The 23,890-nt window shown below is 44.8% G+C and carries 20 protein-coding genes; 10 read left to right on the forward strand and 10 right to left on the reverse strand.

The window, feature by feature from the left end:
* Positions 1-217: 217 nt before the first annotated feature.
* Positions 218-976, reverse strand: coding sequence for a Nif3-like dinuclear metal center hexameric protein (locus tag QTO06_RS20455; RefSeq protein ID WP_331409562.1), 759 nt, complete (start codon positions 974-976; stop codon positions 218-220).
* Positions 977-1,108: 132 nt separating this feature from the next.
* Between QTO06_RS20455 and QTO06_RS20460 the strand changes: the two genes are divergently transcribed.
* Positions 1,109-1,861: a DUF1853 family protein gene (locus tag QTO06_RS20460; protein ID WP_331409564.1), complete on the forward strand. Its 753-nt coding sequence runs from the start codon at positions 1,109-1,111 to the stop codon at positions 1,859-1,861.
* A gap of 186 nt (positions 1,862-2,047) precedes the next feature.
* Here QTO06_RS20460 and pgm read toward each other — a convergent pair whose 3' ends face one another.
* Together pgm and seqA are read right to left on the reverse strand one after the other, a co-directional pair.
* Entirely contained in the window at positions 2,048-3,694 is a 1,647-nt protein-coding gene (gene pgm / locus QTO06_RS20465; protein WP_051118109.1) for a phosphoglucomutase (alpha-D-glucose-1,6-bisphosphate-dependent), read from the reverse strand.
* Positions 3,695-3,786: 92 nt separating this feature from the next.
* On the reverse strand, positions 3,787-4,329 hold the full coding sequence (gene seqA / locus QTO06_RS20470) for a replication initiation negative regulator SeqA (RefSeq protein ID WP_005535181.1): 543 nt from the start codon (positions 4,327-4,329) through the stop codon (positions 3,787-3,789).
* Between the two features lie 92 nt (positions 4,330-4,421).
* Between seqA and QTO06_RS20475 the strand changes: the two genes are divergently transcribed.
* The 3 genes from QTO06_RS20475 (at position 4,422) to fldA (ending at position 6,106) form a co-directional block, all read left to right on the forward strand.
* Positions 4,422-5,189: an alpha/beta fold hydrolase gene (locus QTO06_RS20475; protein WP_105064923.1), complete on the forward strand. Its 768-nt coding sequence runs from the start codon at positions 4,422-4,424 to the stop codon at positions 5,187-5,189.
* A 112-nt stretch (positions 5,190-5,301) separates the two neighbouring features.
* Positions 5,302-5,523 carry a DUF2788 domain-containing protein gene (locus QTO06_RS20480; RefSeq protein ID WP_005446406.1) on the forward strand — a complete coding sequence of 74 codons (222 nt, stop codon included), beginning with the start codon at positions 5,302-5,304 and terminating at the stop codon, positions 5,521-5,523.
* 49 nt (positions 5,524-5,572) lie between these two features.
* Positions 5,573-6,106, forward strand: a complete 534-nt coding sequence (fldA, locus tag QTO06_RS20485; RefSeq protein WP_010643291.1) for a flavodoxin FldA — start codon at positions 5,573-5,575, stop codon at positions 6,104-6,106.
* Between the two features lie 57 nt (positions 6,107-6,163).
* On the opposite strand, the gene QTO06_RS20490 is transcribed toward fldA, so the two are convergent.
* A complete protein-coding gene (locus tag QTO06_RS20490; protein ID WP_038892119.1) occupies positions 6,164-6,667 on the reverse strand; it encodes a DUF4442 domain-containing protein in 504 nt (167 codons plus the stop codon).
* 199 nt (positions 6,668-6,866) lie between these two features.
* Between QTO06_RS20490 and fcrX the strand changes: the two genes are divergently transcribed.
* On the forward strand, positions 6,867-7,316 hold the full coding sequence (gene fcrX / locus QTO06_RS20495; RefSeq protein ID WP_010643296.1) for a ferric iron uptake transcriptional regulator FcrX: 450 nt from the start codon (positions 6,867-6,869) through the stop codon (positions 7,314-7,316).
* A gap of 132 nt (positions 7,317-7,448) precedes the next feature.
* Here the strand turns inward: fcrX and glnS are convergent, their stop codons facing one another.
* Both glnS and nagE read right to left on the reverse strand, forming a co-directional pair.
* Positions 7,449-9,119, reverse strand: coding sequence for a glutamine--tRNA ligase (gene glnS / locus QTO06_RS20500; RefSeq protein ID WP_331409574.1), 1,671 nt, complete (start codon positions 9,117-9,119; stop codon positions 7,449-7,451).
* A 234-nt stretch (positions 9,120-9,353) separates the two neighbouring features.
* Positions 9,354-10,928: an N-acetylglucosamine-specific PTS transporter subunit IIBC gene (gene nagE / locus QTO06_RS20505; RefSeq protein WP_009707218.1), complete on the reverse strand. Its 1,575-nt coding sequence runs from the start codon at positions 10,926-10,928 to the stop codon at positions 9,354-9,356.
* Positions 10,929-11,419: 491 nt separating this feature from the next.
* Between nagE and nagA the strand changes: the two genes are divergently transcribed.
* From nagA to asnB, 4 genes are all read left to right on the forward strand, one after another.
* The gene (gene nagA / locus QTO06_RS20510) at positions 11,420-12,556 is read left to right on the forward strand and encodes an N-acetylglucosamine-6-phosphate deacetylase (RefSeq protein ID WP_331409577.1); all 1,137 of its coding nucleotides are present in this window, start codon (positions 11,420-11,422) and stop codon (positions 12,554-12,556) included.
* A gap of 2 nt (positions 12,557-12,558) precedes the next feature.
* Complete coding sequence (gene nagC, locus QTO06_RS20515) at positions 12,559-13,773, forward strand: DNA-binding transcriptional regulator NagC (RefSeq protein ID WP_331409579.1); 1,215 nt, start codon at positions 12,559-12,561, stop codon at positions 13,771-13,773.
* Between the two features lie 81 nt (positions 13,774-13,854).
* Complete coding sequence (locus tag QTO06_RS20520; protein WP_331409580.1) at positions 13,855-15,444, forward strand: cation:proton antiporter family protein; 1,590 nt, start codon at positions 13,855-13,857, stop codon at positions 15,442-15,444.
* 230 nt (positions 15,445-15,674) lie between these two features.
* Positions 15,675-17,339 (forward strand): asparagine synthase B, encoded by a 1,665-nt coding sequence (gene asnB, locus QTO06_RS20525; RefSeq protein WP_009707221.1) that lies wholly within the window; start codon positions 15,675-15,677, stop codon positions 17,337-17,339.
* Positions 17,340-17,451: 112 nt separating this feature from the next.
* On the opposite strand, the gene rfaH is transcribed toward asnB, so the two are convergent.
* Positions 17,452-17,952: a transcription/translation regulatory transformer protein RfaH gene (rfaH, locus tag QTO06_RS20530; RefSeq protein ID WP_005436951.1), complete on the reverse strand. Its 501-nt coding sequence runs from the start codon at positions 17,950-17,952 to the stop codon at positions 17,452-17,454.
* Between the two features lie 333 nt (positions 17,953-18,285).
* Here rfaH and QTO06_RS20535 point away from each other — a divergent pair, with 333 nt between their 5' ends.
* Positions 18,286-19,674 (forward strand): peptide MFS transporter, encoded by a 1,389-nt coding sequence (locus QTO06_RS20535; protein WP_331409581.1) that lies wholly within the window; start codon positions 18,286-18,288, stop codon positions 19,672-19,674.
* 91 nt (positions 19,675-19,765) lie between these two features.
* On the opposite strand, the gene hemH is transcribed toward QTO06_RS20535, so the two are convergent.
* The 3 genes from hemH to htpG form a co-directional block, all read right to left on the reverse strand.
* Complete coding sequence (gene hemH / locus QTO06_RS20540) at positions 19,766-20,731, reverse strand: ferrochelatase (RefSeq protein ID WP_331409582.1); 966 nt, start codon at positions 20,729-20,731, stop codon at positions 19,766-19,768.
* A 139-nt stretch (positions 20,732-20,870) separates the two neighbouring features.
* Positions 20,871-21,515, reverse strand: coding sequence for an adenylate kinase (gene adk / locus QTO06_RS20545; RefSeq protein WP_005425498.1), 645 nt, complete (start codon positions 21,513-21,515; stop codon positions 20,871-20,873).
* Positions 21,516-21,835: 320 nt separating this feature from the next.
* Positions 21,836-23,740, reverse strand: a complete 1,905-nt coding sequence (gene htpG, locus QTO06_RS20550) for a molecular chaperone HtpG (protein ID WP_331409583.1) — start codon at positions 23,738-23,740, stop codon at positions 21,836-21,838.
* Positions 23,741-23,890: the final 150 nt, after the last annotated feature.

Raw genomic sequence — 23,890 nt, forward strand, 5'->3', positions numbered from 1 at the left:
GAATAAATATGAGGGTTGACGTGAAAGCGTCAACCCTTTCTTTATTTAAGGAACTCAGGAACGAGCTGAAGCCCTATGGATGCGGGATAGCGCTCGTGCGGGGTCCGAGTACTTCGTCATCCTCAAGAGCGAGGGACGAGCGAGTTGGGGATCTGTTCTTCCCTTCAGATCCCGAAGTACAACAACCTCTCGTAGCAAAGGACAAAACCCTTCCCTTCTATACTGGGTTGTCAATATCAATAAACGTAACGTCTAAACCATGCTCTTGCGCTAACCATTCCCCTAGCGCTTTAATGCCGTAGCGTTCGGTTGCATGGTGACCAGCTGAGAAATAATGAATGTCTAATTCACGAGCCGTGTAAGTGGTTCGTTCTGAGATCTCGCCCGAAATAAATGCATCTAATCCATGCTGAGCAGCAAGCTCAATAAAATCCTGACCACCGCCGGTACACCAGCCAACAGTCTCAATCATTTTGTCTGAATTTTCAGGCGCAATATGCAAAGGTTCACGGTTTAGGACTTGATTGATTTTGTGTGCGAAGTCAGCGCCTGTCATTGCCTGTTTCAAGCGCCCAAACATCGCTACCGATTGTGGGTGCCCTTCCAAGCCGCCTTCCACTTCAATATCTAGCAAGCGAGCAAGTTCTGCGTTATTACCTAGCTCAGGATGAATGTCTAACGGTAAGTGGTAACCATATAGATTGATATCATTTTTAATCAAGCTACGGATGCGCTTTCCTTTCATACCACGAATTGGCTCAGGCTCTCCTTTCCAAAAGTAACCGTGGTGAACAAGCAGTGCATCTGCCTTTAACTCGATGGCTTTGTCGATCAATGCCTGTGAGGCTGTAACTCCAGTCACAATGCGTTTGATTTCTGATTTGCCTTCTACTTGTATACCATTTGGCGCGTAATCTTTGATAAGTTGCGGAGACAGTTTCTCGTTAAGGATCTTTTCCAGCTGTAAGTTATTCATTTTTAATTCCAATACTTGTGGCTTGAGCAAAGTGTATATCGAACCGCAATCTAGATGCCAGTTGCGACATCCCCAACTCAAATAAATTTCGATACAATAGGAGGGCTATGCCCGTGACAACAAGGAAAATGGATGAATTCTCTACAACGTTTCTATCAATGGATTGCTTGCACCCCACCACTTTTTAAACTTCAAACGCCATTTGCCACTGTTGAAGATCTTCTGGCATCACCTCTATCTCACAACGAAGACTACGATGGCAATCCACGACTTGGCTTCCTTTACCAACACTTTTGCACCAAGCTGCTGACTTGCTCGCCTCGATATGAATTGGTTGCTGAAGAGATTCAACTCAATGACACGACTGGCCGCACGATTGGCGCCGTTGATTTGATCCTCAAGAATCAGGAAACCAAACAACACGAGCATTGGGAAGTAGCCATCAAGTTCTACTTACTGCATGAGGGCATTTGGTATGGACCGAATGCTCACGACCAACTGCACAAGAAGCTCGACCGTATGCTCACCCACCAGCTAAAAATGAGTCAAAGAGAAGAGTTCCACCAACAGTTACCGTTAGACAATATACCGAGTGAGCACCTTCTAATGCAGGGACGCCTTTACGTTAACCCTTTTTCAGCAGAACCTATCCCGACAAGCTGTTTAGGTTACGAACTAGACCCAAGCCAAATATCCGGTTACTGGTGCTATCAAAGCCAATGGGAGCAAATTGAAGAACCACTTTACGCCCTCTCTAAACCACTTTGGGCAATAGGCAATGAGCAGTTCTTAGAGCCTATCGATAAACCATCCGATAGGTTTGTTCACGCTCAAACAAAGAGCGGTCAATTTTGGTTTGTTGTACCGGATACTTGGCCGAACTAAAACGGGAAACGGGAAACGGGAAACGGGAAACGGGAAACGGGAAACGGGAAACGTCACTATACTCTCAATGAGCACCTCTCGATTCCTAGAGCGAAGCGCTCCCGACTCTCCAAGCGCAGTGTTCCCTCTTTACAAACAAAAAGGGCCGACGCAATGTCGACCCTTTCAAAATCTTAATCTTTAGAATTACAAACCAGCGGCTGCAAACACTTGATTAACGATTTCTTGTGCTTCAGCTTCGATTTGTTTTAGGTGCTCTTCACCTTTGAAGCTTTCACAGTAGATTTTGTAGATGTCTTCGGTGCCTGATGGACGAGCTGCAAACCAACCATTCGCTGTCGTTACTTTAAGGCCACCAATTGCAGCGCCATTACCTGGTGCGTGCGTTAGGCGAGCAGTAATTGCATCACCAGCTAGAGTTTCAGCCGCTACCATTTCTGGTGACAACTTCTTCAGTACGTCTTTTTGTGGGCCATTAGCTACAGCTTGAATGCGGTTGTACTTAGATTCACCGTGCTTCGCTGCTAGCTCTTCATAGTAATCTTGAGGGTTCTTACCCGTTACCGCAGTGATCTCTGCTGCTAGAAGACATAGCAAGATGCCGTCTTTGTCTGTTGACCAAGGCGTACCATCTTTACGAAGGAAAGACGCACCTGCACTTTCTTCGCCGCCGAAGCCAAACTTACCAGTGTACAGACCATCAACAAACCATTTAAAGCCGACTGGTACTTCACATAGCTCACGACCTAGATCCGCTACAACACGGTCAATCAAAGCACTTGAAACTAGCGTTTTACCAACAGCTACGTCTTTACCCCATGCGTCACGGTGACGGTATAGGTAGTCGATACAAACTGCTAAGAAGTGGTTCGGGTTCATCAGACCTTTCGGCGTAACGATACCGTGACGATCGTAGTCAGGGTCGTTACCAAAAGCTAAGTCGTATTCATCTTTCAACGCCAATAGACCCGCCATTGCGTAAGGAGAAGAACAGTCCATACGTACAACGCCGTCTTTATCTAGAGACATGAATTGGAAAGAAGGATCAATCGCTTCACTTACTAGCGTTAGGTCTAGGTCGTATGCCTGACCAATTTGACGCCAGTAATCAATGCCACTGCCACCCAATGGATCTACACCAATCTTCAGGTTTGCTTTTTGGATTGCTTCCATATCGATAACATTCACTAGGTCATCGATGTATGGCTTCACCAAATCCATCTCTACAAACAGATCCGATGCTTTCGCTTCTGCCAGTGGTAGGCGTTTAACACCTTGCAAACCTTCAGCAATCAGCGCGTTTGCACGATCTTCGATTGCTTGAGTCAGTTCAGCCTCTGCTGGACCACCGTGAGTCGGGTTGTATTTGATGCCGCCGTCTTGCGGTGGGTTATGCGATGGGGTAATTACGATACCGTCTGCTTTGTCATCATGCTTGATGTTGTGAGTCAGAATCGCGTGTGAAATACCCGGTGTTGGTGTGTAGCCGTTGTCTTGTTGAACAATCACTTTCACGCCATTTGCAATCAATACTTCAATCACACTTGAAAATGCTGGCTCTGATAGTGCGTGCGTGTCTTTACCAACAAACAATGGACCTGTTGTTCCTTGCTCAGCACGAACTTCTGCTACCGCTTGAGCGATCGCTAAAATGTGGTTTTCGTTAAAAGTGTGCTTGTCTGCAGTACCGCGGTGGCCAGAAGTACCAAATTGAACCTTATGTTCTGCGTTTGCTGCGTCTGGTTGAAGTAAGAAGTAGTTAGCAACGAGTGCTGGGATATTGTGAAGATCTTCCTGCTGCGCTTTTTGCCCAGCACGAGGGTGCATAGCCATGTTTGACATCCTTTCTTTAAAAACAAATAAAATCAAAAAAGCCTCATAATATCCGCTAAACGCTACACATTATGAGGCTTCTATCAGGTTTCTTAGATTGAACCTGTTACTTTCTCTATTAAGTCAGGCTGGAATTCCATGTGAGCCATCACCTGCTCCACCATCTGTCGCTTACGACTGGTGTTGTTGTTGGTGATTACCCAAAATGGCGTGCCAGGAATTGCTTTAGGTTTGGTAGTGTTACCATTTGCTAGCAGAGTCTCTTCGTTATCAGCAAAGTAAACGCGTTTGCGCCCTTTCACTTTTGTTGCTTGAGAGAAACTCTCTGGATTCAGTTTGTGTAAGGTTGATAGTACCAACATGAAGCGATCAATCGCTTTCTTAAGACCAGCAAACTCGTCAGAGATAAGTAGAGAGCGCATCTCTTTTACGGTATCTACTGATTCTGCTTTGCCAGCATCTTTACTTACTACAATCCCTTGTGGCTGTTCTACTACAGGTGCAACAACTGCTTCCTGCAACTGGCCATCAAGGTTCAAAAGGCGTCGTAAAATATCCGAGGCACTTTCACCGATATGCTTGGTTTGACCCGCAATGTAACGGTATAGATCCTCATCAACCTCAATTGTTTTCATTCGCTTTTCACATTCTCAATGTTTAAACTCTGGGGGATTATAACGAGATCCTCGCGGATACTCCACGTTAAACCCATCACGAATAAGATAAAATGTCAGCATTACTCAACTATAAGCAGGAAGGGCACGGCCAAACGGTTGTTTTGATTCATGGATTGTTTGGCAGTTTCAGTAATCTAGGTTTACTGGCTCGCGACCTCGTTCAAGATCACTGTGTGATCAGCATTGATCTACGAAATCATGGCCTTTCTTTCCATTCAGATACACACAACTATGAAGTAATGGCGCAAGATGTTGCTGATTTACTTCGTTATTTGAATATCGAGCCAGCACTTGTCATCGGTCACTCAATGGGCGGAAAAGTTGCGATGAAATTGGCGGATGTTGCGCCAGAGTTTGTTAAACGACTAGTCGTACTCGATATGGCGCCAGTGTCTTACCAAACAAACCGTCACGATAACGTGTTTAACGGCCTGCAAGCGGTAATCAAAGAAAAACCGGCCAATCGCCAGCAAACGATGGATATTCTTGCTCAACATATTGAAATCGATGGCGTTCGACAATTCCTGTCGAAATCGTTGTACAAAAATGGTGACCAAATGGACTGGCGCTTTAACGTTGCAAGTTTGCTCAACAACTACGACGACATCATTGGCTGGCAAGAAATTGCACCAACCGACATTCCTACGTTGTTTGTTAAAGGCGGTGATTCCGACTATCTGATGCCTGAGCATCAACCTGCGGTTAAACGCCAGTTTAACAACGCAAAAGCACACATTATTGCCAACACCGGACACTGGTTACATGCCGAGAAACCGGCAGAAGTTATGCGTGTGATCAGGAAATATATTTCGAGTTAACAAATTCGAAAAACAACGCCAGATTATTGAAATAACCCTTCTCGTAGTGCATTAACTTTACCGTTTAACAGTGGTATAGTGCGCCCAAGAATTTTTGGCATGAAGGACGACAATGCTATACGACTATATGGACATGCTCGAGTCGATCGGGCTCGATCTTCTTTTTGCTGCTATCTTCTTCTTCATTGGGATGGCGATAAAAGATGTACTAAAGCAAGGCAATGTACCTGTTTTTGGTCGTCGTATTGTGTGGTTGGTTCTTTTCCTTGGCTGTGCTGGTTTCATCGCCAAAGGTCTGATTCAGCTCAGTTGGGAAGGCACAGGGCTAGGTTAAGCTCTGCTCCCCCATCGCCAGTAACAAACAATGTAAAGGTATAGACTCTATGGCAAGTGTAGGTATCTTCTTCGGTAGCGACACAGGTAATACTGAAGCCGTTGCAAAGATGATTCAAAAGCAACTAGGTAAACAACTAGTTCACGTTCAAGACATCGCAAAAAGCAGCAAAGAAGACATTGATAACTTTGATCTTCTACTTCTAGGTATCCCGACTTGGTACTACGGTGAAGCACAATGTGATTGGGATGATTTCTTCCCAGAACTTGAGCAAATCGATTTCTCTACGAAGCTAGTTGCTATTTTCGGTTGTGGTGACCAAGAAGATTACGCAGAGTACTTCTGTGACGCAATGGGCACAGTACGTGACATCGTTGAAGCGAAAGGCGGTACTATCCTAGGCCACACTTCGACTGAAAGTTACGAGTTCGAAGCATCTAAAGCTCTAGTAGAAGGTGACGACAGCCAATTCGTTGGTCTGTGTATCGACGAAGACCGTCAACCAGAACTGACTGACGAGCGCGTAGAAAACTGGGTTAAGCAAGTCTACGAAGAGATGTGCCTAGCTGAGCTTGAAGGCTAAGTAAGCATTCATAAAAAAGACCTCCTTCGTGGAGGTCTTTTTGTATCTAAACAGGGACTAAGAGATTTCTGTCGCAATTTCTTCTTCTCGGTACTGAGGTTTCTTCCTCACGTACAATTTGCGCTGCACTTCCGAAACAACATTACCCTCTTTGTCTTTTACGTGAGTAATGAATTCAGGGAAGCACTTCTCACCATTACGAGTCATTTGATAGATTTCATCTAGCATGCCATCTGTCACCTCAAACTCCGCAAACAAATCACTCTGCCCGGGCTTAATGAAGTTGATACTCGCCTCTTTATCCCAGACGTAGTATTCCTCGCGAAGAATGCCCATCAACATCAAAGAGTAAATTGGGTCAGTGAGAGAGAAAATACTTCCTCCATACTGAGTTCGATTGGCGTTTTTATTCCACCAGCGCAGTTTCAAACGAACTTTCACCGTTCGAAAGTCTTCAGAAATATGTAAGATTTTAATACCAGCCCCCCAGAATGGCGGCCAAATATTCAGCGAAAACTTCACAATTCCTGGTTTATATATCTTAGCAAGTCGCTTATTCATAACTGTCCGTAGTCGTTGCGTTCCAATGTTATCAATATGTAACTGGTCTGATCTGTAATATAATCGACCTGTTTCCAATTTACAAAAAGAATCTATTAACCCTTTGAAGTTCGTGGTTTAATGTTCAGTACGCTTCGCCTATAATGATAGGAATATTATATTCTGTTAAATCGCTGCAGATGATCCAACGGGAAAGTATATGTCAGACAATAATCAGGCGCTGAAGGATGCGGGTCTAAAAGTAACCCTTCCAAGGCTAAAAATTCTAGAAGTACTTCAGCAGCCAGACTGCCAGCACATCAGTGCTGAAGATTTGTACAAAAAGCTAATTGATCTAGGTGAAGAGATCGGACTAGCAACCGTTTATCGTGTACTAAACCAATTCGATGATGCTGGTATTGTTACTCGTCACCATTTCGAAGGCGGTAAATCAGTATTTGAACTGTCAACTCAACATCACCACGACCACCTTGTGTGTCTAGATTGTGGTGAAGTGATTGAGTTTTCAGACGACGTGATCGAAGAACGTCAAAAAGAAATTGCGGCTAAGTACAATGTTACGCTTACTAACCACAGCTTGTACCTATACGGTAAATGTAGCGACGGTTCATGTAAGACAAACCCTGACGCTCACAAGCCAGCAAAATAAAAAGTAACGCTTTTTGTTAAGAAAGACTTAAACGTCAGCCTCGGCTGACGTTTTTTATTGTCTGAACAAATCAGACTAACCATAAAAAATGCCAGCAATGATGCTGGCATTTTTGTTAGCGAGGTATTGAGATTATTGGTTCTCGATTTTCGCCCAAGTATCACGTAGACCAACCGTACGGTTGAATACTAGGTTATCCGCTGAAGAGTCTTTTGAATCTGCACAGAAGTAACCCATACGCTCAAACTGGTAACCTTTTTCAGCTTCTGATGCTGCTAGGCTTGGCTCAACAAAACCGTTTAGAATCACTAGTGATTCTGGGTTGATTGTCGCAGCAAAGTCATCTGCAGCCGCTGGGTTTGGTACTGTGAACAAACGATCGTACAGACGAATTTCTGCAGGCAGAGCTTTGTCTGCTGAAACCCAGTGAATTACGCCTTTCACTTTACGGCCATCTGCTGGGTTCTTACCTAGCGTGTCAGCATCGTAAGTACAGAAGATTGTCGTGATATTACCTTCCGCATCTTTCTCGATGCGTTCAGCCTTGATCACGTATGCGCCACGTAGGCGTACTTCTTTACCCAGAACAAGACGCTTGTATTTCTTGTTTGCTTCTTCACGGAAGTCTTCGCGCTCGATCCAAGCTTCACGAGTGAATGGCACTTCACGCTCACCCATCTCAGGTTTGTTTGGATGGTTAGCAACAGTCAGTGTCTCTACCGCGCCTTCTTCGAAGTTCTCGATAACGATCTTAACTGGATCTAGAACGGCCATCGCACGTGGTGCATTTTCGTTTAGATCGTCACGAATACAAGATTCTAGTGAACCGAACTCAATCATGTTCTCTTGCTTCGTTACACCGATACGCTTACAGAATTCACGAATAGATGCTGATGTGAAGCCACGACGACGCAGACCAGAGACTGTTGGCATACGTGGGTCATCCCAGCCATCAACCAATTTCTCAGTCACTAGTTGGTTTAGCTTACGCTTAGACATCACTGTGTATTCAAGGTTTAGGCGGCTGAATTCGTACTGGTGTGGACGACAATCAATCGTGATGTTGTCTAGAACCCAGTCGTACAGACGACGGTTATCCATGAACTCTAGAGTACAGATAGAGTGCGTAATGCCCTCTAGCGCATCAGAGATACAGTGTGTGAAGTCGTACATTGGGTAAATGCACCACTTATCACCAGTCTGGTGGTGAGTCGCGAAACGTACACGGTAAATAACTGGGTCACGCATTACCATGAATGAAGAAGCCATGTCGATCTTCGCACGTAGACACGCTTTGCCTTCTTCGAATTCACCTGCGCGCATTTTTTCAAATAGCGCTAGGTTTTCTTCTACTGGACGGTCACGGTATGGGCTTGGTTTACCCGGAGCCGTTAGCGTACCGCGGTATTCACGAATCTGCTCAGGACTTAGCTCATCAACGTACGCTAAGCCTTTATTAATCAATTCAATTGCATATTCGTAAAGCTTGTCGAAGTAGTTTGATGAGTAACATACTTCACCATCCCACTCAAAGCCCAACCAGTTTACATCTTTCTTGATAGACTCAACGTATTCGATGTCTTCTTTTTCAGGGTTTGTATCGTCGAAACGTAAGTTACATTGACCCTGGTAGTCCTGAGCAATACCGAAGTTCAAACAGATAGACTTAGCATGACCGATGTGCAGGTAGCCATTCGGCTCCGGCGGGAATCGAGTATGCACGCTAGTGTGTTTACCATCCGCTAGATCTTTATCAATGATCTGGCGAATAAAGTTTGATGGACGAGCATCAGCTTCACTCATCTATAGCACCTCAAAAATATTAGTATTGTCAGAGAAAACAGTACTCCGTAGCCTTACTCGGTTTACAGAGTGCATTGTTCCTAATGATCCACAATTCTTAGCGATTAGACAACAAGAACCGTCGTTAAAACGACAATATTTCTCTTCTTCGCTTGAAAGCGCAGCATATTAGATCCGCACAAACAAAAAAAGACCTCCCGAGGGAGGTCTTTATAGAGAGTCAGTAAGATGTAATTAAGGAAGTTTTACATCTGATAGGTCTTCACCTGCACCGATTGCTTTCATTTCACCAGCAACGATTTCTGCAAGAGGACCAAGGATAACTTGAAGGTTGTTTTCGCCAAGCTTAACCACACCTTTCGCGCCTAGTTTCTTAAGAACAGCTTCGTCAGCAACAGAGCGGTCTTTAAGTGTTAGACGTAGACGAGTGATACACGCGTCGATTGAAGTTAGGTTATCGTGACCACCTAGCGCTTTTAGGTATTGACGAGCTAGGTCACCTTTTGCTGCATCACCAGCTGGAGCTGCAGACGCTTCTTCGTCGTCATCTTCACGACCTGGTGATTTCAGGTTGAAAGCGCGGATTGCGAAGCTGAATGTGAAGAAGTATAGAGCACCGAAGCTTAGACCTAGAGCAAGAAGCACTAGAGGCTTAGTTGCTAGACCGTAGTTCAGTACGAAGTCGATTAGACCTGCAGAGAAACCAAAGCCGTGTAGTGTGCCAAGCATGTTTGCAAGTACTAGAGACAGACCTGTAAATACTGCGTGGATTGCGTATAGAGCAGGTGCTAGGAATACGAACATGAACTCTAGAGGCTCAGTGATACCTGTTAGGAATGAACAGAATGCTACTGAGAATAGTGCACCACCAACTTGACTACGTTTCTCAACTGGTGCTGCTAGGTACATTGCAAGTGCCGCACCTGGTAGACCGAACATCATTACAGGGAAGAAACCGTTCATGAATACACCAGCGCTCTTATCGCCGCCGAAGAAGCGGTGTAGGTCACCAGATTTCAGAGTTTCAGTTACTTCTTTAACTGTTGCTGTGATTTCTGGAGTTACAGAGTTAGCGAATTCGAATGTGTGAGTTTGACCAGCAACAAGAGTCTTAGCTAGAGCTGGGTCAACACAAAGCTGTTGTAGAGCAGGAAGCGCTTGACCAGCAGCAGTTGCGCCAGACACTAGAACTTCTTGACACGTGCCCATACCGAACCAGAAGTATGAGTTTAGTACGTGGTGTAGACCTACAGGGATAAGTGCACGGTTAAGAGTACCGTATACGAACTGACCGATAGCACCAGAAGTAGAAACTGCGTGCGCTAGCGCGTCAAGACCGCCTTGGATTGTTGGCCATACAACACCAGCAATTGCACCAGCAACTAGCGAGAATAGACCCGCCATGATTGGTACTAGACGTTTGCCAGAGAAGAATGCCAACCACTCAGGAAGACGAGTTGCGTGGAAAGCGTTGTAAGAGTGACCAGCGATGATACCAGCAATGATACCGCCGAAGAATGACATGTTAACGCTTGCATCGATTGTTGCTGCTGTTGCAGTAAGAACGAAGTAAGCAACTGCACCAGCTAGACCCGCAGCACCTTGACCGTCTTTAGAAAGACCGATCGCGATACCTAGACCGAATAGTAGTGGTAGTTGACTAAAGATTGCGTTACCAGCAGATGCCATAAACGCAATGTCTAAAAGGTCAGGCTGACCCAAACGTAGTAAAAGCGCTGCAACTGGAAGCGTTGCGATAGGAAGCATAAGAGCTTTACCTAACTTCTGCGCGTATCCAAGAATATTCACCTTAAGTTCCCCCTATAGGATTTTATGTTTTGTTGAATAACTTATTTCAGTCGTTCAATTTAGTCGCTACCAGTTTATGATATTAATTTTGCTCCGCAAATTAAAACCTCATTGTTTGTGATCATAGTCACCAGAAATTGGTCATTCAGAAGGTTTTTGCTAGCGAGATCATAAAACTTATTTTATTATACGAAAAAATGGCGTTTTAGAGATAAGATTCTCGTACTTTATGCAAGACAGAATCAGTGTTATTTTGGTATCTCTACAGATGATTCGCAGTAACTTTTTGTTCTGGAAAACAATCATAAAAACTAATTCATTTATTATTTTTCAGTTAGTTACTCTGATAATGACATCGATAAAACGCGACTTGCTGTATGTGACTCGTTATCTAATTCAGTGATACAAACTAAGTACCAGCCCGACTCGCAGAGTCGCCAGTTAGATAACGGAACAGAAAATGAATTCTCATCTATAAGGACTAGCTGACTATGTACGCGCTAAGTAACTGTAAAATCTATACCGGTAGTGATGTTCTTACCGATCATGCTGTCATCATCGACAATGACCAGATTCAATCAGTTGTGCCAGTAACTCAATTACCAGAAGGTATTGAAGTTAAAGATCTGGACGGTGCTAACCTAAGCCCTGGTTTTATCGACCTACAGCTAAACGGCTGTGGCGGTGTGATGCTTAACGACGAAATCACACCAGAAACAATGCAGATCATGCACGAAGCTAACCTAAAATCCGGTTGTACAAGCTTCCTACCAACTCTTATCACTTCTTCAGACGAAGACATGCGCGCTGCAATCTCAGCGGCTCGCGAGTACCACAACAAATACCAAAACCAATCGCTAGGTCTGCATCTTGAAGGTCCGTACCTTAACGTAGCGAAAAAAGGTATTCACAGCGTTGACTTCATCCGCCCTTCAGACGACGGTATGATTGACTTGATCTGCGCGAACGCTGACATCATCGCAAAAGTTACACTTGCACCAGAACAAAATGCCCCTGAGCACATCTCTCGTTTGAAAGCAGCTGGCATCGTGGTTTCTATCGGTCACACCAACGCCACTTACGCAGAAGCACGCCAAGGCTTTGAAGCAGGTATCTCATTTGCGACTCACCTATTCAACGCGATGACACCAATGGTTGGTCGTGAACCAGGTGTGGTGGGTGCGATTTACGATACACCAGAAGTTTATGCAGGCATCATTGCTGATGGTTTCCACGTAGACTACGCAAACATCCGAATTGCTCATAAAATCAAAGGTGAAAAGCTTGTTTTGGTGACGGATGCCACAGCTCCGGCAGGTGCTAACATTGATCACTTTATTTTTGTCGGTAAGAAAGTATATTACCGAGATGGTAAGTGTGTTGATGAAAACGGCACACTAGGCGGCTCAGCTCTGACTATGATTGAAGCAGTTCAGAACACAGTTGAGCACGCAGGCATCGCTTTAGACGAAGCTCTACGAATGGCTACACTGTACCCAGCAACCGCAATTGGTGTTGAGGAACATCTAGGCCGAGTTCGAAAAGGAATGGTAGCTAACCTGACTATTTTCGATCGTGACTTCAATGTAAAAGCGACGGTTGTTAACGGACAATACGAGCAAAATTAAGCATGAATGGCGGACAGATTGGTAATGTAGATTTAGTAAAACAGCTTAACAGCGCTGCGGTATACAGGCTGATTGACCAACAAGGTCCAATCTCCCGTATTCAGGTAGCGGATGTTAGTCAGCTCGCCCCAGCGAGTGTTACCAAAATAACCCGCCAACTTTTAGAGCGCGGCTTAATCAAAGAAGTCGCGCAACAAGCTTCTACCGGTGGTCGCCGAGCCATCTCGCTGACCACTGAAGTAAAACCTTTCCACTCTATCGCTGTTCGATTAGGTCGTGACTACGTGCAATTCTGCTTGTATGACCTAGGCGGCACAGCACTAGCAGAAGACCAGCACGAACTTCACTACAGCAACCAAGCTGACTTAATCGCCGGTTTGATTGATTTATTGAAAGACTTTGTGAATCGCTGCCAAGACAAAATCGACCAACTTATCGCTATTGGTATCACGCTGCCTGGTTTGGTAAACCCAACCACTGGTGTCGTTGAATACATGCCGAACACCGACATTGATAACCTAGCGCTGGGCGAAATCATCCGCGAGAAGTTCAACACCGCGTGTTTTGTTGGTAACGACGTTCGTGGTATGGCGCTGGCTGAACACTACTTTGGCGCGAGCCAAGACTGCCAAGATTCGATTCTAGTTAGTGTTCACCGTGGTACTGGTGCGGGCATCATCGTCAATGGTCAGGTATTCCTTGGTTTCAATCGCAACGTAGGTGAAATCGGTCATATCCAAATCGACCCACTTGGCGAGCAATGTCAGTGTGGTAACTTCGGCTGTCTAGAAACGGTTGCAGCAAACCCTGCCATCGTACAACGTGTGAAAAAACTGATTGCTCAGGGCTACGAATCAAGCCTGACTCAACTTGAGCACATCACTATTGATGACGTTTGTACGCACGCGATGAACGGTGACGAGCTGGCAAAGCAAAGCCTTGTACGCGTAGGTAACCAACTTGGTAAAGCTATCGCGATTACAATCAACTTGTTCAACCCTCAAAAGATCGTCATTGCTGGTGACATTACTGCTGCTGAAGAAATTGTGTTCCCTGCAATTCAGCGCAATGTAGAAAACCAATCTCTGAAAACTTTCCATAACGAGCTTCCAATTGTTGCCTCTCACATTGATAAGCAACCAACGATGGGCGCATTTGCAATGATCAAACGCGCTATGTTGAACGGAGTTTTGTTACAAAAGTTACTAGAAGACTAAGTTTATACAACCAATTGAGTTACAATCTCGGGCTGTGGTTTCACAGCCCGTTTTTGTATATCAGGAATATAGCTCAACAGTATGGAAATTATTCTAATTACAACGGCGTTCCTCGCCGGCTTCATCGCTCTAAAATGTAACCTCCCCCCTTTGGTCGGTTTCCTACTTGCAGGTTTTGGCCTTCATGCGTTTGGCTACCAAAGTAATGACGTCATTGTCACGCTCGCAGACCTTGGTGTGACCTTGCTGCTTTTCACCATTGGTTTAAAGCTGGATGTAAAAACGCTGCTTTCTAAAGAAATTTGGGGCGGTGCTACAGCGCACAATATTCTCTCGACTCTTTTCTTTGCGCTGGTTCTCGTTGGGCTGAAGCTGCTTGGGCTTTCATCCCTTACCACCATGGATCACAGTCAGATCCTACTGCTCGCTTTCGCTCTCTCTTTCTCTAGTACCGTATTTGCAGTTAAAACGCTGCAAGAGAAAGGTGAGATGAACGCCACCTACGGCACACTAGCCATTGGTATCTTGGTTATGCAGGATATTTTTGCTGTGGTCTTCCTTACCGCTTCCACAGGTAAGATTCCTGAATGGTACGCCATTGGATTATTTGCCCTACCACTCGCTCGACCTCTGTTCTACAAATTGTTGGATAAAGTAGGCCACGGGGAAATGCTGGTGTTGTTCGGCATTTTCTTTGCATTAGTAGTTGGCGCAGGCTTGTTTGAACTGGTGGGAATGAAACCTGATTTAGGTGCGCTGATTTTAGGCATGCTTCTAGCTGGCCACCGCAAAGCGTCCGAGCTATCAAAATCGCTCTTCAATATGAAAGAGCTATTCTTAGTTTGTTTCTTCCTCAATATCGGTTTATCTGCATCCTTGAGTTTTACGGGGGTTGGCCTAGCTCTGCTATTTATCTTGTTATTGCCAATCAAGGGGCTGCTGTACTTCCTAACCATCAACTACTTTAAGTTCCGTGTGCGCACTTCATTGCTGACGTCGCTATCACTTTTCAACTACAGCGAGTTCGGTCTGATTGTTGGTGGCCTGGCTTATAAGATGGGATGGATGCCGAGTGACATGCTGGCAGCGATTGCCGTTGCCGTTTCTATCTCGTTTATCATCTCAGCACCACTTAACCGTTTAGGCCATCAGATTTACCAACATTCAGGTAAATGGCTGCAAGAAACCGCTGCAGAGAAACTGAACCAACGCGACCAGCTCATCAACCCAGGTCATGCTCAAGTACTGATCCTCGGTATGGGGCGAATTGGTACCGGTGCATACGATGAACTGCGATCTCGCTACGGTAAGATTTCACTTGGTGTCGAGGTTCGTGAGGAAGCTGCGCATAAACATCGCTCCGAAGGTCGTAACGTGATCTCGGGAGATGCAACTGACCCGGATTTCTGGGAGCGCATTTTGGATACGGCTAACGTGAAAATGGTGCTTCTGGCAATGCCACATCACCAAGGTAACCAAACGGCACTTGAACAGCTTCAAAGCCGAAACTACAAAGGGCAGATTGCAGCGATTGCCGAGTATCCAGATCAACTAGAAGGTTTATTAGAGACGGGTGTCGATGCCGCATTCAACATCTACAGCGAAGCTGGTAGTGGTTTCGCACGTCATGTTTGCGAGCAACTTCAACCTCAATTTACACCGATGAAATAAGCATAAAACGCAACCATCTTTATTGAGCCCTCTTCTAATAAGAGGGCTTTTTTGTGTATTTTTTAAACCAAACCTTGATCTCATTCACCAAATCAAAGCTATTTTTAAATACCATCTAATCATCAAGCCTTTTTATCATTTTTTTAATCATCAAACGTTGCTTTTTTTACTAAGAATGGCAAATTGAACGCATACCGATTAAAAATTGTTTAGTTTAAAAAGGATGTTGTATGTGTTCAGTATTTGGCATTTTAGACATTAAGAGCGATGCAGCAGCATTGCGCCCTATCGCCCTTGAGATGTCGAAAAAGCTTCGTCACCGCGGTCCAGACTGGTCTGGTATTTACTCATCAGAGCGCGCAATTCTAGCGCATGAACGCCTAGCGATCGTTGGCCTAAATAGTGGTGCGCAACCACTATACAGCCCTGATAAAAAACTCATCCTTGCTGTAAACGGTGAAATCTACAACCACAAAGAGATTCGTGCTCGCTACGAAGGCAAATACGAATTCCAAACCGATTCAGATTGTGAAGTTATCTTAGCGCTATACCAAGACATGGGTGCAGACCTTCTTGAAGAACTAAACGGTATTTTTGCATTCGTACTTTACGATGAAGAAAAAGATGAATACTTAGTAGGTCGTGACCACATCGGTATCATTCCGCTTTACCAAGGTTACGATGAGCACGGCAACTACTACGTTGCTTCAGAAATGAAAGCACTAGTACCAGTATGTAAGACCGTGAGCGAGTTCCCTCCAGGTTGTCACTACGGCAGTGCAGATGCGGAGCCTCAACGCTACTACATCCGTGACTGGAACGAGTACGCAGCAGTACAAGGCAACAGCACTAGCAAAGAAGAATTGACTGAAGCGCTAGAAGCAGCGGTCAAGCGCCAACTGATGACTGACGTGCCTTACGGTGTACTTCTTTCAGGTGGTCTAGATTCTTCTATTACTTCAGCAGTTGCAAAACGCTTTGCAGCGATGCGTATTGAAGATGATGAGAAGTCTGAAGCTTGGTGGCCACAACTGCACTCTTTTGCTGTTGGCCTAGAAGGCGCACCAGACTTAAAAGCTGCTCGTGAAGTTGCCGACCAAATTGGTACGGTTCACCACGAAATGACGTACACCATCCAAGAAGGTTTGGACGCGATTCGTGATGTGATTTACCACATTGAAACTTATGATGTAACAACGATTCGAGCTTCTACTCCGATGTTCCTAATGGGCCGTAAGATCAAAGCGATGGGCATCAAGATGGTACTGTCTGGCGAAGGTGCGGATGAGATTTTCGGTGGTTACTTGTACTTCCACAAAGCACCAAACGCTCAAGAGTTCCACGAAGAGACTGTACGTAAGCTTCTAGCTCTAAACATGTTTGACTGCGCACGTGCTAACAAATCACTAGCAGCGTGGGGTGTAGAAGGCCGTGTACCTTTCCTAGATAAAGAGTTCATTGATGTAGCAATGCGCTTGAACCCAGCCGACAAGATGTGTGGCAACGGCAAGATGGAGAAACACATTCTTCGTGAATGTTTCGAGCACTACCTGCCAGAATCGATCGCATGGCGTCAAAAAGAGCAGTTCTCTGATGGCGTAGGCTACAGCTGGATCGATACGTTGAAAGAAGTAGCAGAACAGAAAGTGACTGACCAGCAAATGGAAACAGCGCAATACCGTTTCCCTTACAACACACCAACAACAAAAGAAGGTTATGTATACCGCGAAATCTTTGAAGAGTTGTTCCCACTGCCATCTGCGGCAGAGTGTGTTCCTGGCGGCCCTTCAGTTGCGTGTTCTTCAGCGAAAGCGATTGAATGGGATGAGTCGTTCCAAAACTGTGTTGACCCATCAGGCCGTGCAGTACAGACCGTTCACAACGATTCATACTAGTTTTAAGCGACATCAATAAGGGTTGGCTCCACCAGCCCTTTATGACAGACATAATAGATACGATCAAAAAGAGGTGCTTTCGCACCTCTTTTTTATGTTTGATGGAATTAGACTATTTTAAATCTAAATCGCTGTTGTCTATGCTGACAGGTACACGCTTGGTAATCATCTGAACCAACATAATTGAACGTTTCTCACCATCTTGTTCTTGGAAGATGGCATCAATACCCGCAAACTGCCCGCTCTTAACACGAACCTGATCGCCAGGTTGAGGCATGCATTCATCACTTGCCTGCTCGTCTACGCATTTATCAAGCTGTTTGAGCTCATACACCAAATCGCCCTGTATCTCTTTAGGCTGAGCGCCAAAACGAACAAAGTCTACTACACCTCGCGTAGAGCGAACTGAAGTAAAATTGGGGCCCTGTTCGTAGTCAAATCGGGCAAAAACATAACAAGGGAACAAAGGTTCTTCGACTTTCTGTCGCTTACCTCGTAAGATCTTTTCGACCTCGAAAGTTGGGTAAAAGCACTCTACGCCTTGGTTTTCAAGGTGTTGCTTAGCCCTAACCTGCTCTCCTCGTTTACAATACAATAAATACCAACGTTTCATTTTATTACTAGCCAATTATGTTTTTGTTTCATCCTAGCATTAAGGCCAAGATGAGTCATGGACATTCAAGTAACCTATCAATAAGCCACTTTATATTGCACATACAACTTACACCTTTTCATAAGGTTAAGAAAATAAGTCTATAGACAAAAATGAAAAGTAAGTTTGTAACACGACCAATTCACCGACGAAAAGCCCACTAAATCAACGTAGAACCATCATTTAATAAGGCAAACGAATCGTCACATAAAATTTTATTGTTTGTAAGTCATCAAAATGACATGTATACGTAGATTTCGTTAAAAAATGTAATAACTACTATTAGAAGAGCTTATGTCAAACCAACATCAATACTTTGGTCACCCACGTGGCTTGTTCCTTCTGTTTGGTACAGAACTATGGGAACGCTTTTCTTACTACGCAATGCGCGCCATTCTAGTACTGTATTTAACTGACACAACAATGAATGGTGGTCTTGGCTGGTCGACTAAAGATGCCTTAGACCTTTACGGCATCTATACTGGACTTGTCTACATCACGCCTCTTATTGGTGGTTACCTTGCGGATAACTACTTAGGTCAACGCCGTTCAATCCTGATTGGTGGTGCGTTAATGGCTATTGGCCAGTTCACACTAGCAATGCCAGCAGATGCTCTAGGTCTTGGCTCTCTACACACTTTCTACCTAGGTCTTGCTCTGCTTATCTGCGGTAACGGCCTATTTAAGCCAAACATTTCAACCATGGTTGGTGACCTTTACAACGAAGGCGATAACCGTCGTGATGGCGCGTTCACTATCTTCTATATGGGTATTAACCTAGGTGCGCTACTTGCTGGTGTCGTTTCAGGTTCAGTAACCAATGAATTTGGTTGGAAAGCGGGTTTCATTGCTGCTGGTGTTGGTATGATCATCAGTCTTGTGATGCAAATGACCATGGCGCAATCTTGGTTAGGTGACATTGGCCGTGTACCAGCAGCTAAACGTGATTTAGCCATTAAGAAATCTGCGAAAAAAGAACCTCTAACGAAAGAAGAAGTCGACCGTATCAAGGTTATCCTTGTAATGAGTCTGTTTACTATCGTTTTCTGGGCGGGCTTCGAGCAGGCTGGCGGTCTAATGAACATCTACACGCAACAATACACAGATCGTATGATCGGTGACTTTGAAGTTCCTGCTGCGTGGTTCCAATCACTAAACCCATTCTTCATTATTACTCTTGCACCTGTATTAGCCGTTCTATGGGTGAAACTGGGTAAACGTGAACCTAACTCACCAATGAAGTTCGCTTTTGCGATGTTCTTCCTAGCACTGGGTTTCCTATGTATGGTTGGTGCTGTTATGGAGCAAGGTGGTGATACTGCGGTTAAAACATCAATGCTATGGCTAGTCGGCGCGTTCTTCTTCCATACGTTGGGTGAACTGTGTCTATCTCCTATTGGTCTATCTCTAGTAACGAAGCTAGCTCCGCTACGTCTTGCATCACTAATGATGGGTGCATGGTTCGGTTGTAACGCGATCGCAAACTACGTTGCTGGTTATGTTGGCTCTCACGTAGGTGAACTAGGCGCACTAGCAATCTTCAGCGGTATCGCAGTAACAGCGACTGTCTCTGGTGTGATTCTATTGTTGTTCTCTAACACACTCGTTCGTTGGATGCATGGCGCTGAAAACACGCACAGCACAGCGGAACAGATTGAAGAGCAACAAACTCAAATCGCTTAATATAAAGTGCAAATAAAAACAAAGGGTCGCAATCGCGACCCTTTTTGTTGTCTTTTATCCGCGCCACTTGAAGACGCGTTCGAATCAACGGTTACAGCTTAGAGCGAACTAACTCTGCCATCATCTCGATGTGGTCATCGTTATCGTTCAGACATGGAATGTAGCTGAAGCTCTCGCCCCCTGCTTCTAGGTAAATCTCTCGGCACTCTTCTGAGATCTCTTCCAACGTTTCTAAACAATCTGCAGAGAACGCGGGAGTCAGAACGTTGAGCTTCTTCTTACCCTGACTTGGTAGCACTTCTAGTGTCTTGTCCGTGTATGGTTGTAGCCACTCTTCTCGGCCAAAGCGAGACTGATAAGTCATGCCGATCTGGTCGTCACTCAGACCTAGCGCTTCTCCAAGCAAGCGTGTTGTCTCTGCACAATGCTTAGGATAGATATCTCCGTTGTCTGCGTAGCGCTTAGGGATACCATGGTACGAACATAGTAGGTAATCACCTTGACCATGTTCTGTCCAATGTTCACGAACGGATTGAGCGAGTGCGGCAATGTACTTTGGATGATTGTGGTAGTCGCGAATAAAGCTAAACTCTGGCATTACTGGTATCTTTTTGAATGCTTTCGTCATGCCATCAGAAACCGCTGCGGTCGTAGTGCCTGAGTATTGCGGATAAAGCGGTAATACAATCACTTCTTCTACGCCTTGAGCTTGCAACGCTTCAAAGCCTGATTGCAGACTTGGGTTGCCATAAGTCATGCCCAACTCAACGGGCATATCAAGAACTGCAGCAAGCTTCTGAGCTTGTCGTTTTGAATACACCATCAAAGGTGAGCCCTCTTCCATCCATACCGATTGATAAAGCTTGGCTACTTTTGGAGAGCGGATTGGTAGAATGACACCGTGAAGAATTGGACACCAAAGCCAACGCGTCATATCAACGACACGGTGATCATGAAGAAACTGACTTAGAAAGCGTTTAACGGCCGGTGCGGTTGGCTCATCAGGCGTACCTAAGTTAACCAGTAACACGCCCTGTTTATTATTGTTGTTTTTCATAACATCCTATTGATGGTAAACGGCTTGGTTTGTACGGCGCATTGAACCAAATGGTTCAGCGTACTTTCAGGCTAAATAAAAAAGCGACCCGAGGGTCGCTTTTAAATATATCAAAATATTAAATTTTGCCGTTAGCAAATTATGCTAGCGCTTTCTCAATATCTGCGCTTACTTCTGCAACTTGCTTAGTACCGTCGAATTTAAGGTACTTAGTGTTGCCTGCTTCAGCTTCTTTACCGTAGTAGTTAATAAGCGGAGCAGTTTGCTCGTGGTAAACACCTAGACGTGCACGTACTGTTTCTTCTTTGTCGTCATCACGAACAACAAGGTCTTCACCAGTAACGTCATCTTTACCTTCAACTTTAGGTGGGTTGTAAACAACGTGGTAAGTACGACCTGAAGGAAGGTGAGCACGACGGCCCGCCATACGCTCAACGATCACGTCGTCAGCTACGTCGAATTCGATAACGTAATCTACGTCAACGCCCATTTCTTTTAGGCCATCAGCCTGAGGGATAGTGCGTGGGAAACCATCTAGTAGGAAACCTTTTTCGCAATCGTCTTGAGCGATACGCTCTTTGATTAGGCCAAGGATGATTTCATCAGAAACTAGCTGACCAGCGTCGATAACAGCTTTAGCTTGTTTGCCAAGTTCTGTACCTGCTTTGATAGCAGCACGAAGCATATCACCAGTAGAGATTTGTGGAATACCGTATTTATCCATGATGAAGTTTGCTTGTGTGCCTTTACCTGCACCTGGAGCACCTAGAAGAATGATGCGCATGATTTATCCTCTTTAATATTTAAGATTTATACCGAAGCTCACAATAACTGGACTTCCAGGTCATTAACCCTACGAAGTGCTCACAACGATAAGTTTCGGTATAACGTTTAGGCGAGCCAAAATACACGCCTTATTACTCACATTCAAGTGTTGCGATTCTAACACAGGTTCACTGCGCAATGAGCAGATTAAGACTAAAGAATGTTAGCAATGCCTGCTTTCGAGCTTTATTGATTACTAACTCAACACTCAAAGTGTGAATCTATGCGTTTACAAACAAAAAGCTCGCATTTCGCGAGCTTTTTATTGATGTTTGATTATTAAACCTTAGTCAAAAGCTTATTGATAGCACCAACAAATTGCGTTGGATCTTCCATCGAACCGCGCTCTGCTAACATCGCTTGACCTAGTAGCACTTCAACCCAACGTCCGAATGCTTCTTCATCCGCTTCGTCCGCCATGCGCTTCACTAGCTCATGCTCTGGGTTGATTTCAAAGATGTACTTCACTTCTGGTACCGCTTGACCCGCAGCTTCAAGAAGCTTCGCCATCTGCGTGCCCATTTCGAAATCATCCGTCACGACAACCGCTGGCGTAGTCGCAAGTTTGAACGTCGTACGAACCTCTTTTACTCGGTCGCCCAGGTAAGACTGGGTGCGCTCAACAACAGATTTGAACTCTTCTTCAGTTTCTTTCTGCTTTTCTTTTTCCGCTTCGTCTTCAAAATTACTTAGGTCTAAGCCTGCTTTAGTGATCGATTGGAACTGCTTACCATCAAACTCAGTCAGGTAGTTCATCAACCACTCATCAATGCGATCGAACATCAAGATAACTTCGATGCCTTTCGCTTTGAACTGCTCTAAGTGTGGGCTGTTCTTCGCAGCTGCGTAGCTGTCTGCCGTTAGGTAGTAAATCTTGTCTTGGCCTTCTTTCATGCGTTCAATGTAAGAAGCTAAACCAACGGTTTGTTCAGCAGAGTCCACTTCAGTAGAGGCAAAACGCAATAGACCAGCAACTTTCTCTTTATTTGCCATGTCTTCTGCAACACCTTCCTTCATGACAAGGCCGAACTCTTTCCAGAATGATTGGTATTTCTCTTCATCATTCTTCGCCATACGCTCAAGCATAGTAAGTACACGCTTGGTACATGCGTTGCGAAGTGACTGAGTGACCTTGTTATCTTGCAGAATTTCGCGTGATACGTTCAAAGGCAGATCGTTTGAATCAATCAAACCACGAATAAAGCGCAAGTAAGAAGGCATAAACTGCTCAGCGTCATCCATGATGAATACGCGTTGTACATACAGTTTTAAGCCTGATTTATGATCGCGGTTCATCATGTCCCATGGTGCTTTCGCTGGGATGTAAAGCAAGCTCGTGTAATCGTTCTTACCTTCTACACGGTTGTGACTCCAAGTAAGAGGATCAGCGAAATCATGAGAAACGTGTTTGTAGAACTCTTGGTACTCTTCATCCGAGATATCGGATTTATTGCGTGTCCAAAGTGCTTGAGCTTTGTTGATTTGCTCCCACTTCTTCTCACCCGTTTCTTTGCCTTCCTCATCGCGAATCGCAGTTTGGATAGAAACAGGGATACCAATATGGTCAGAGTATTTGCTGATCACATCACGTAGACGCCATTCGTTTAGGAACTCTTTGCCCTCTTCACGCATGTGAAGCACGATGTCAGTACCACGAGAGTCTTTCGTGATAGTCTCGATGGTGTAATCACCTTCGCCAGCTGAATGCCATTGAACGGCTTCTTCAGCAGGAAGACCCGCCGCACGAGTGCGAACCGTTACGGCATCCGCAACGATGAATGCAGAGTAGAAACCCACACCGAACTGACCGATAAGTTGAGAGTCTTTGCTCTGCTCATCCGACAGCTTTGAGAAAAATTCTGCCGTGCCTGATTTTGCGATCGTACCTAAATGTTCAATCACATCATCACGGCTCATGCCGATACCATTATCAGAGATGGTTAATGTGTTAGCATTTTCATCAAACGCTAGCTTAACGCCAAGGTCAGCATTACCCTCGTATAAATCTGGAGTAGATAGCGCTTTGAAACGAAGCTTATCTGATGCGTCAGACGCGTTTGAGATCAACTCACGTAGAAAAATCTCTTTGTTGGAATAAAGAGAGTGAATCATTAGGTGAAGTAGTTGTTTTACTTCTGATTGAAAGCCACGAGTTTCTTTGTTTTGAGATACGGTTTCGCTCATGTTTGCTCCATAACATCTAAACTAAATAGACTTTTAATGACAAAGCCCTAACCGCCGCCTCATAAAAGCGACATTACTAAGATGTCATTTAACATGTGGCTGACAAATGTAAATTCAAGGTCAATATTGCTAAAAACGGTGTTTTTTTAG

This window comes from Vibrio sp. M260121 (assembly GCF_036533715.1).
Lineage (GTDB): Bacteria > Pseudomonadota > Gammaproteobacteria > Enterobacterales > Vibrionaceae > Vibrio.

Bases quoted from the DNA above. Each gene is read 5' to 3' on its own strand.
- QTO06_RS20455 (WP_331409562.1), bottom strand. From the start codon at position 976: ATGAATAACTTACAGCTGGAAAAGATCCTTAACGAGAAACTGTCTCCG.
- QTO06_RS20460 (WP_331409564.1), top strand. From the start codon at position 1,109: ATGAATTCTCTACAACGTTTCTATCAATGGATTGCTTGCACCCCACCA.
- pgm (WP_051118109.1), bottom strand. From the start codon at position 3,694: ATGGCTATGCACCCTCGTGCTGGGCAAAAAGCGCAGCAGGAAGATCTT.
- seqA (WP_005535181.1), bottom strand. From the start codon at position 4,329: ATGAAAACAATTGAGGTTGATGAGGATCTATACCGTTACATTGCGGGT.
- QTO06_RS20475 (WP_105064923.1), top strand. From the start codon at position 4,422: ATGTCAGCATTACTCAACTATAAGCAGGAAGGGCACGGCCAAACGGTT.
- QTO06_RS20480 (WP_005446406.1), top strand. From the start codon at position 5,302: ATGCTATACGACTATATGGACATGCTCGAGTCGATCGGGCTCGATCTT.
- fldA (WP_010643291.1), top strand. From the start codon at position 5,573: ATGGCAAGTGTAGGTATCTTCTTCGGTAGCGACACAGGTAATACTGAA.
- QTO06_RS20490 (WP_038892119.1), bottom strand. From the start codon at position 6,667: ATGAATAAGCGACTTGCTAAGATATATAAACCAGGAATTGTGAAGTTT.
- fcrX (WP_010643296.1), top strand. From the start codon at position 6,867: ATGTCAGACAATAATCAGGCGCTGAAGGATGCGGGTCTAAAAGTAACC.
- glnS (WP_331409574.1), bottom strand. From the start codon at position 9,119: ATGAGTGAAGCTGATGCTCGTCCATCAAACTTTATTCGCCAGATCATT.
- nagA (WP_331409577.1), top strand. From the start codon at position 11,420: ATGTACGCGCTAAGTAACTGTAAAATCTATACCGGTAGTGATGTTCTT.
- nagC (WP_331409579.1), top strand. From the start codon at position 12,559: ATGAATGGCGGACAGATTGGTAATGTAGATTTAGTAAAACAGCTTAAC.
- QTO06_RS20520 (WP_331409580.1), top strand. From the start codon at position 13,855: ATGGAAATTATTCTAATTACAACGGCGTTCCTCGCCGGCTTCATCGCT.
- asnB (WP_009707221.1), top strand. From the start codon at position 15,675: ATGTGTTCAGTATTTGGCATTTTAGACATTAAGAGCGATGCAGCAGCA.
- rfaH (WP_005436951.1), bottom strand. From the start codon at position 17,952: ATGAAACGTTGGTATTTATTGTATTGTAAACGAGGAGAGCAGGTTAGG.
- QTO06_RS20535 (WP_331409581.1), top strand. From the start codon at position 18,286: ATGTCAAACCAACATCAATACTTTGGTCACCCACGTGGCTTGTTCCTT.
- hemH (WP_331409582.1), bottom strand. From the start codon at position 20,731: ATGAAAAACAACAATAATAAACAGGGCGTGTTACTGGTTAACTTAGGT.
- adk (WP_005425498.1), bottom strand. From the start codon at position 21,515: ATGCGCATCATTCTTCTAGGTGCTCCAGGTGCAGGTAAAGGCACACAA.
- htpG (WP_331409583.1), bottom strand. From the start codon at position 23,740: ATGAGCGAAACCGTATCTCAAAACAAAGAAACTCGTGGCTTTCAATCA.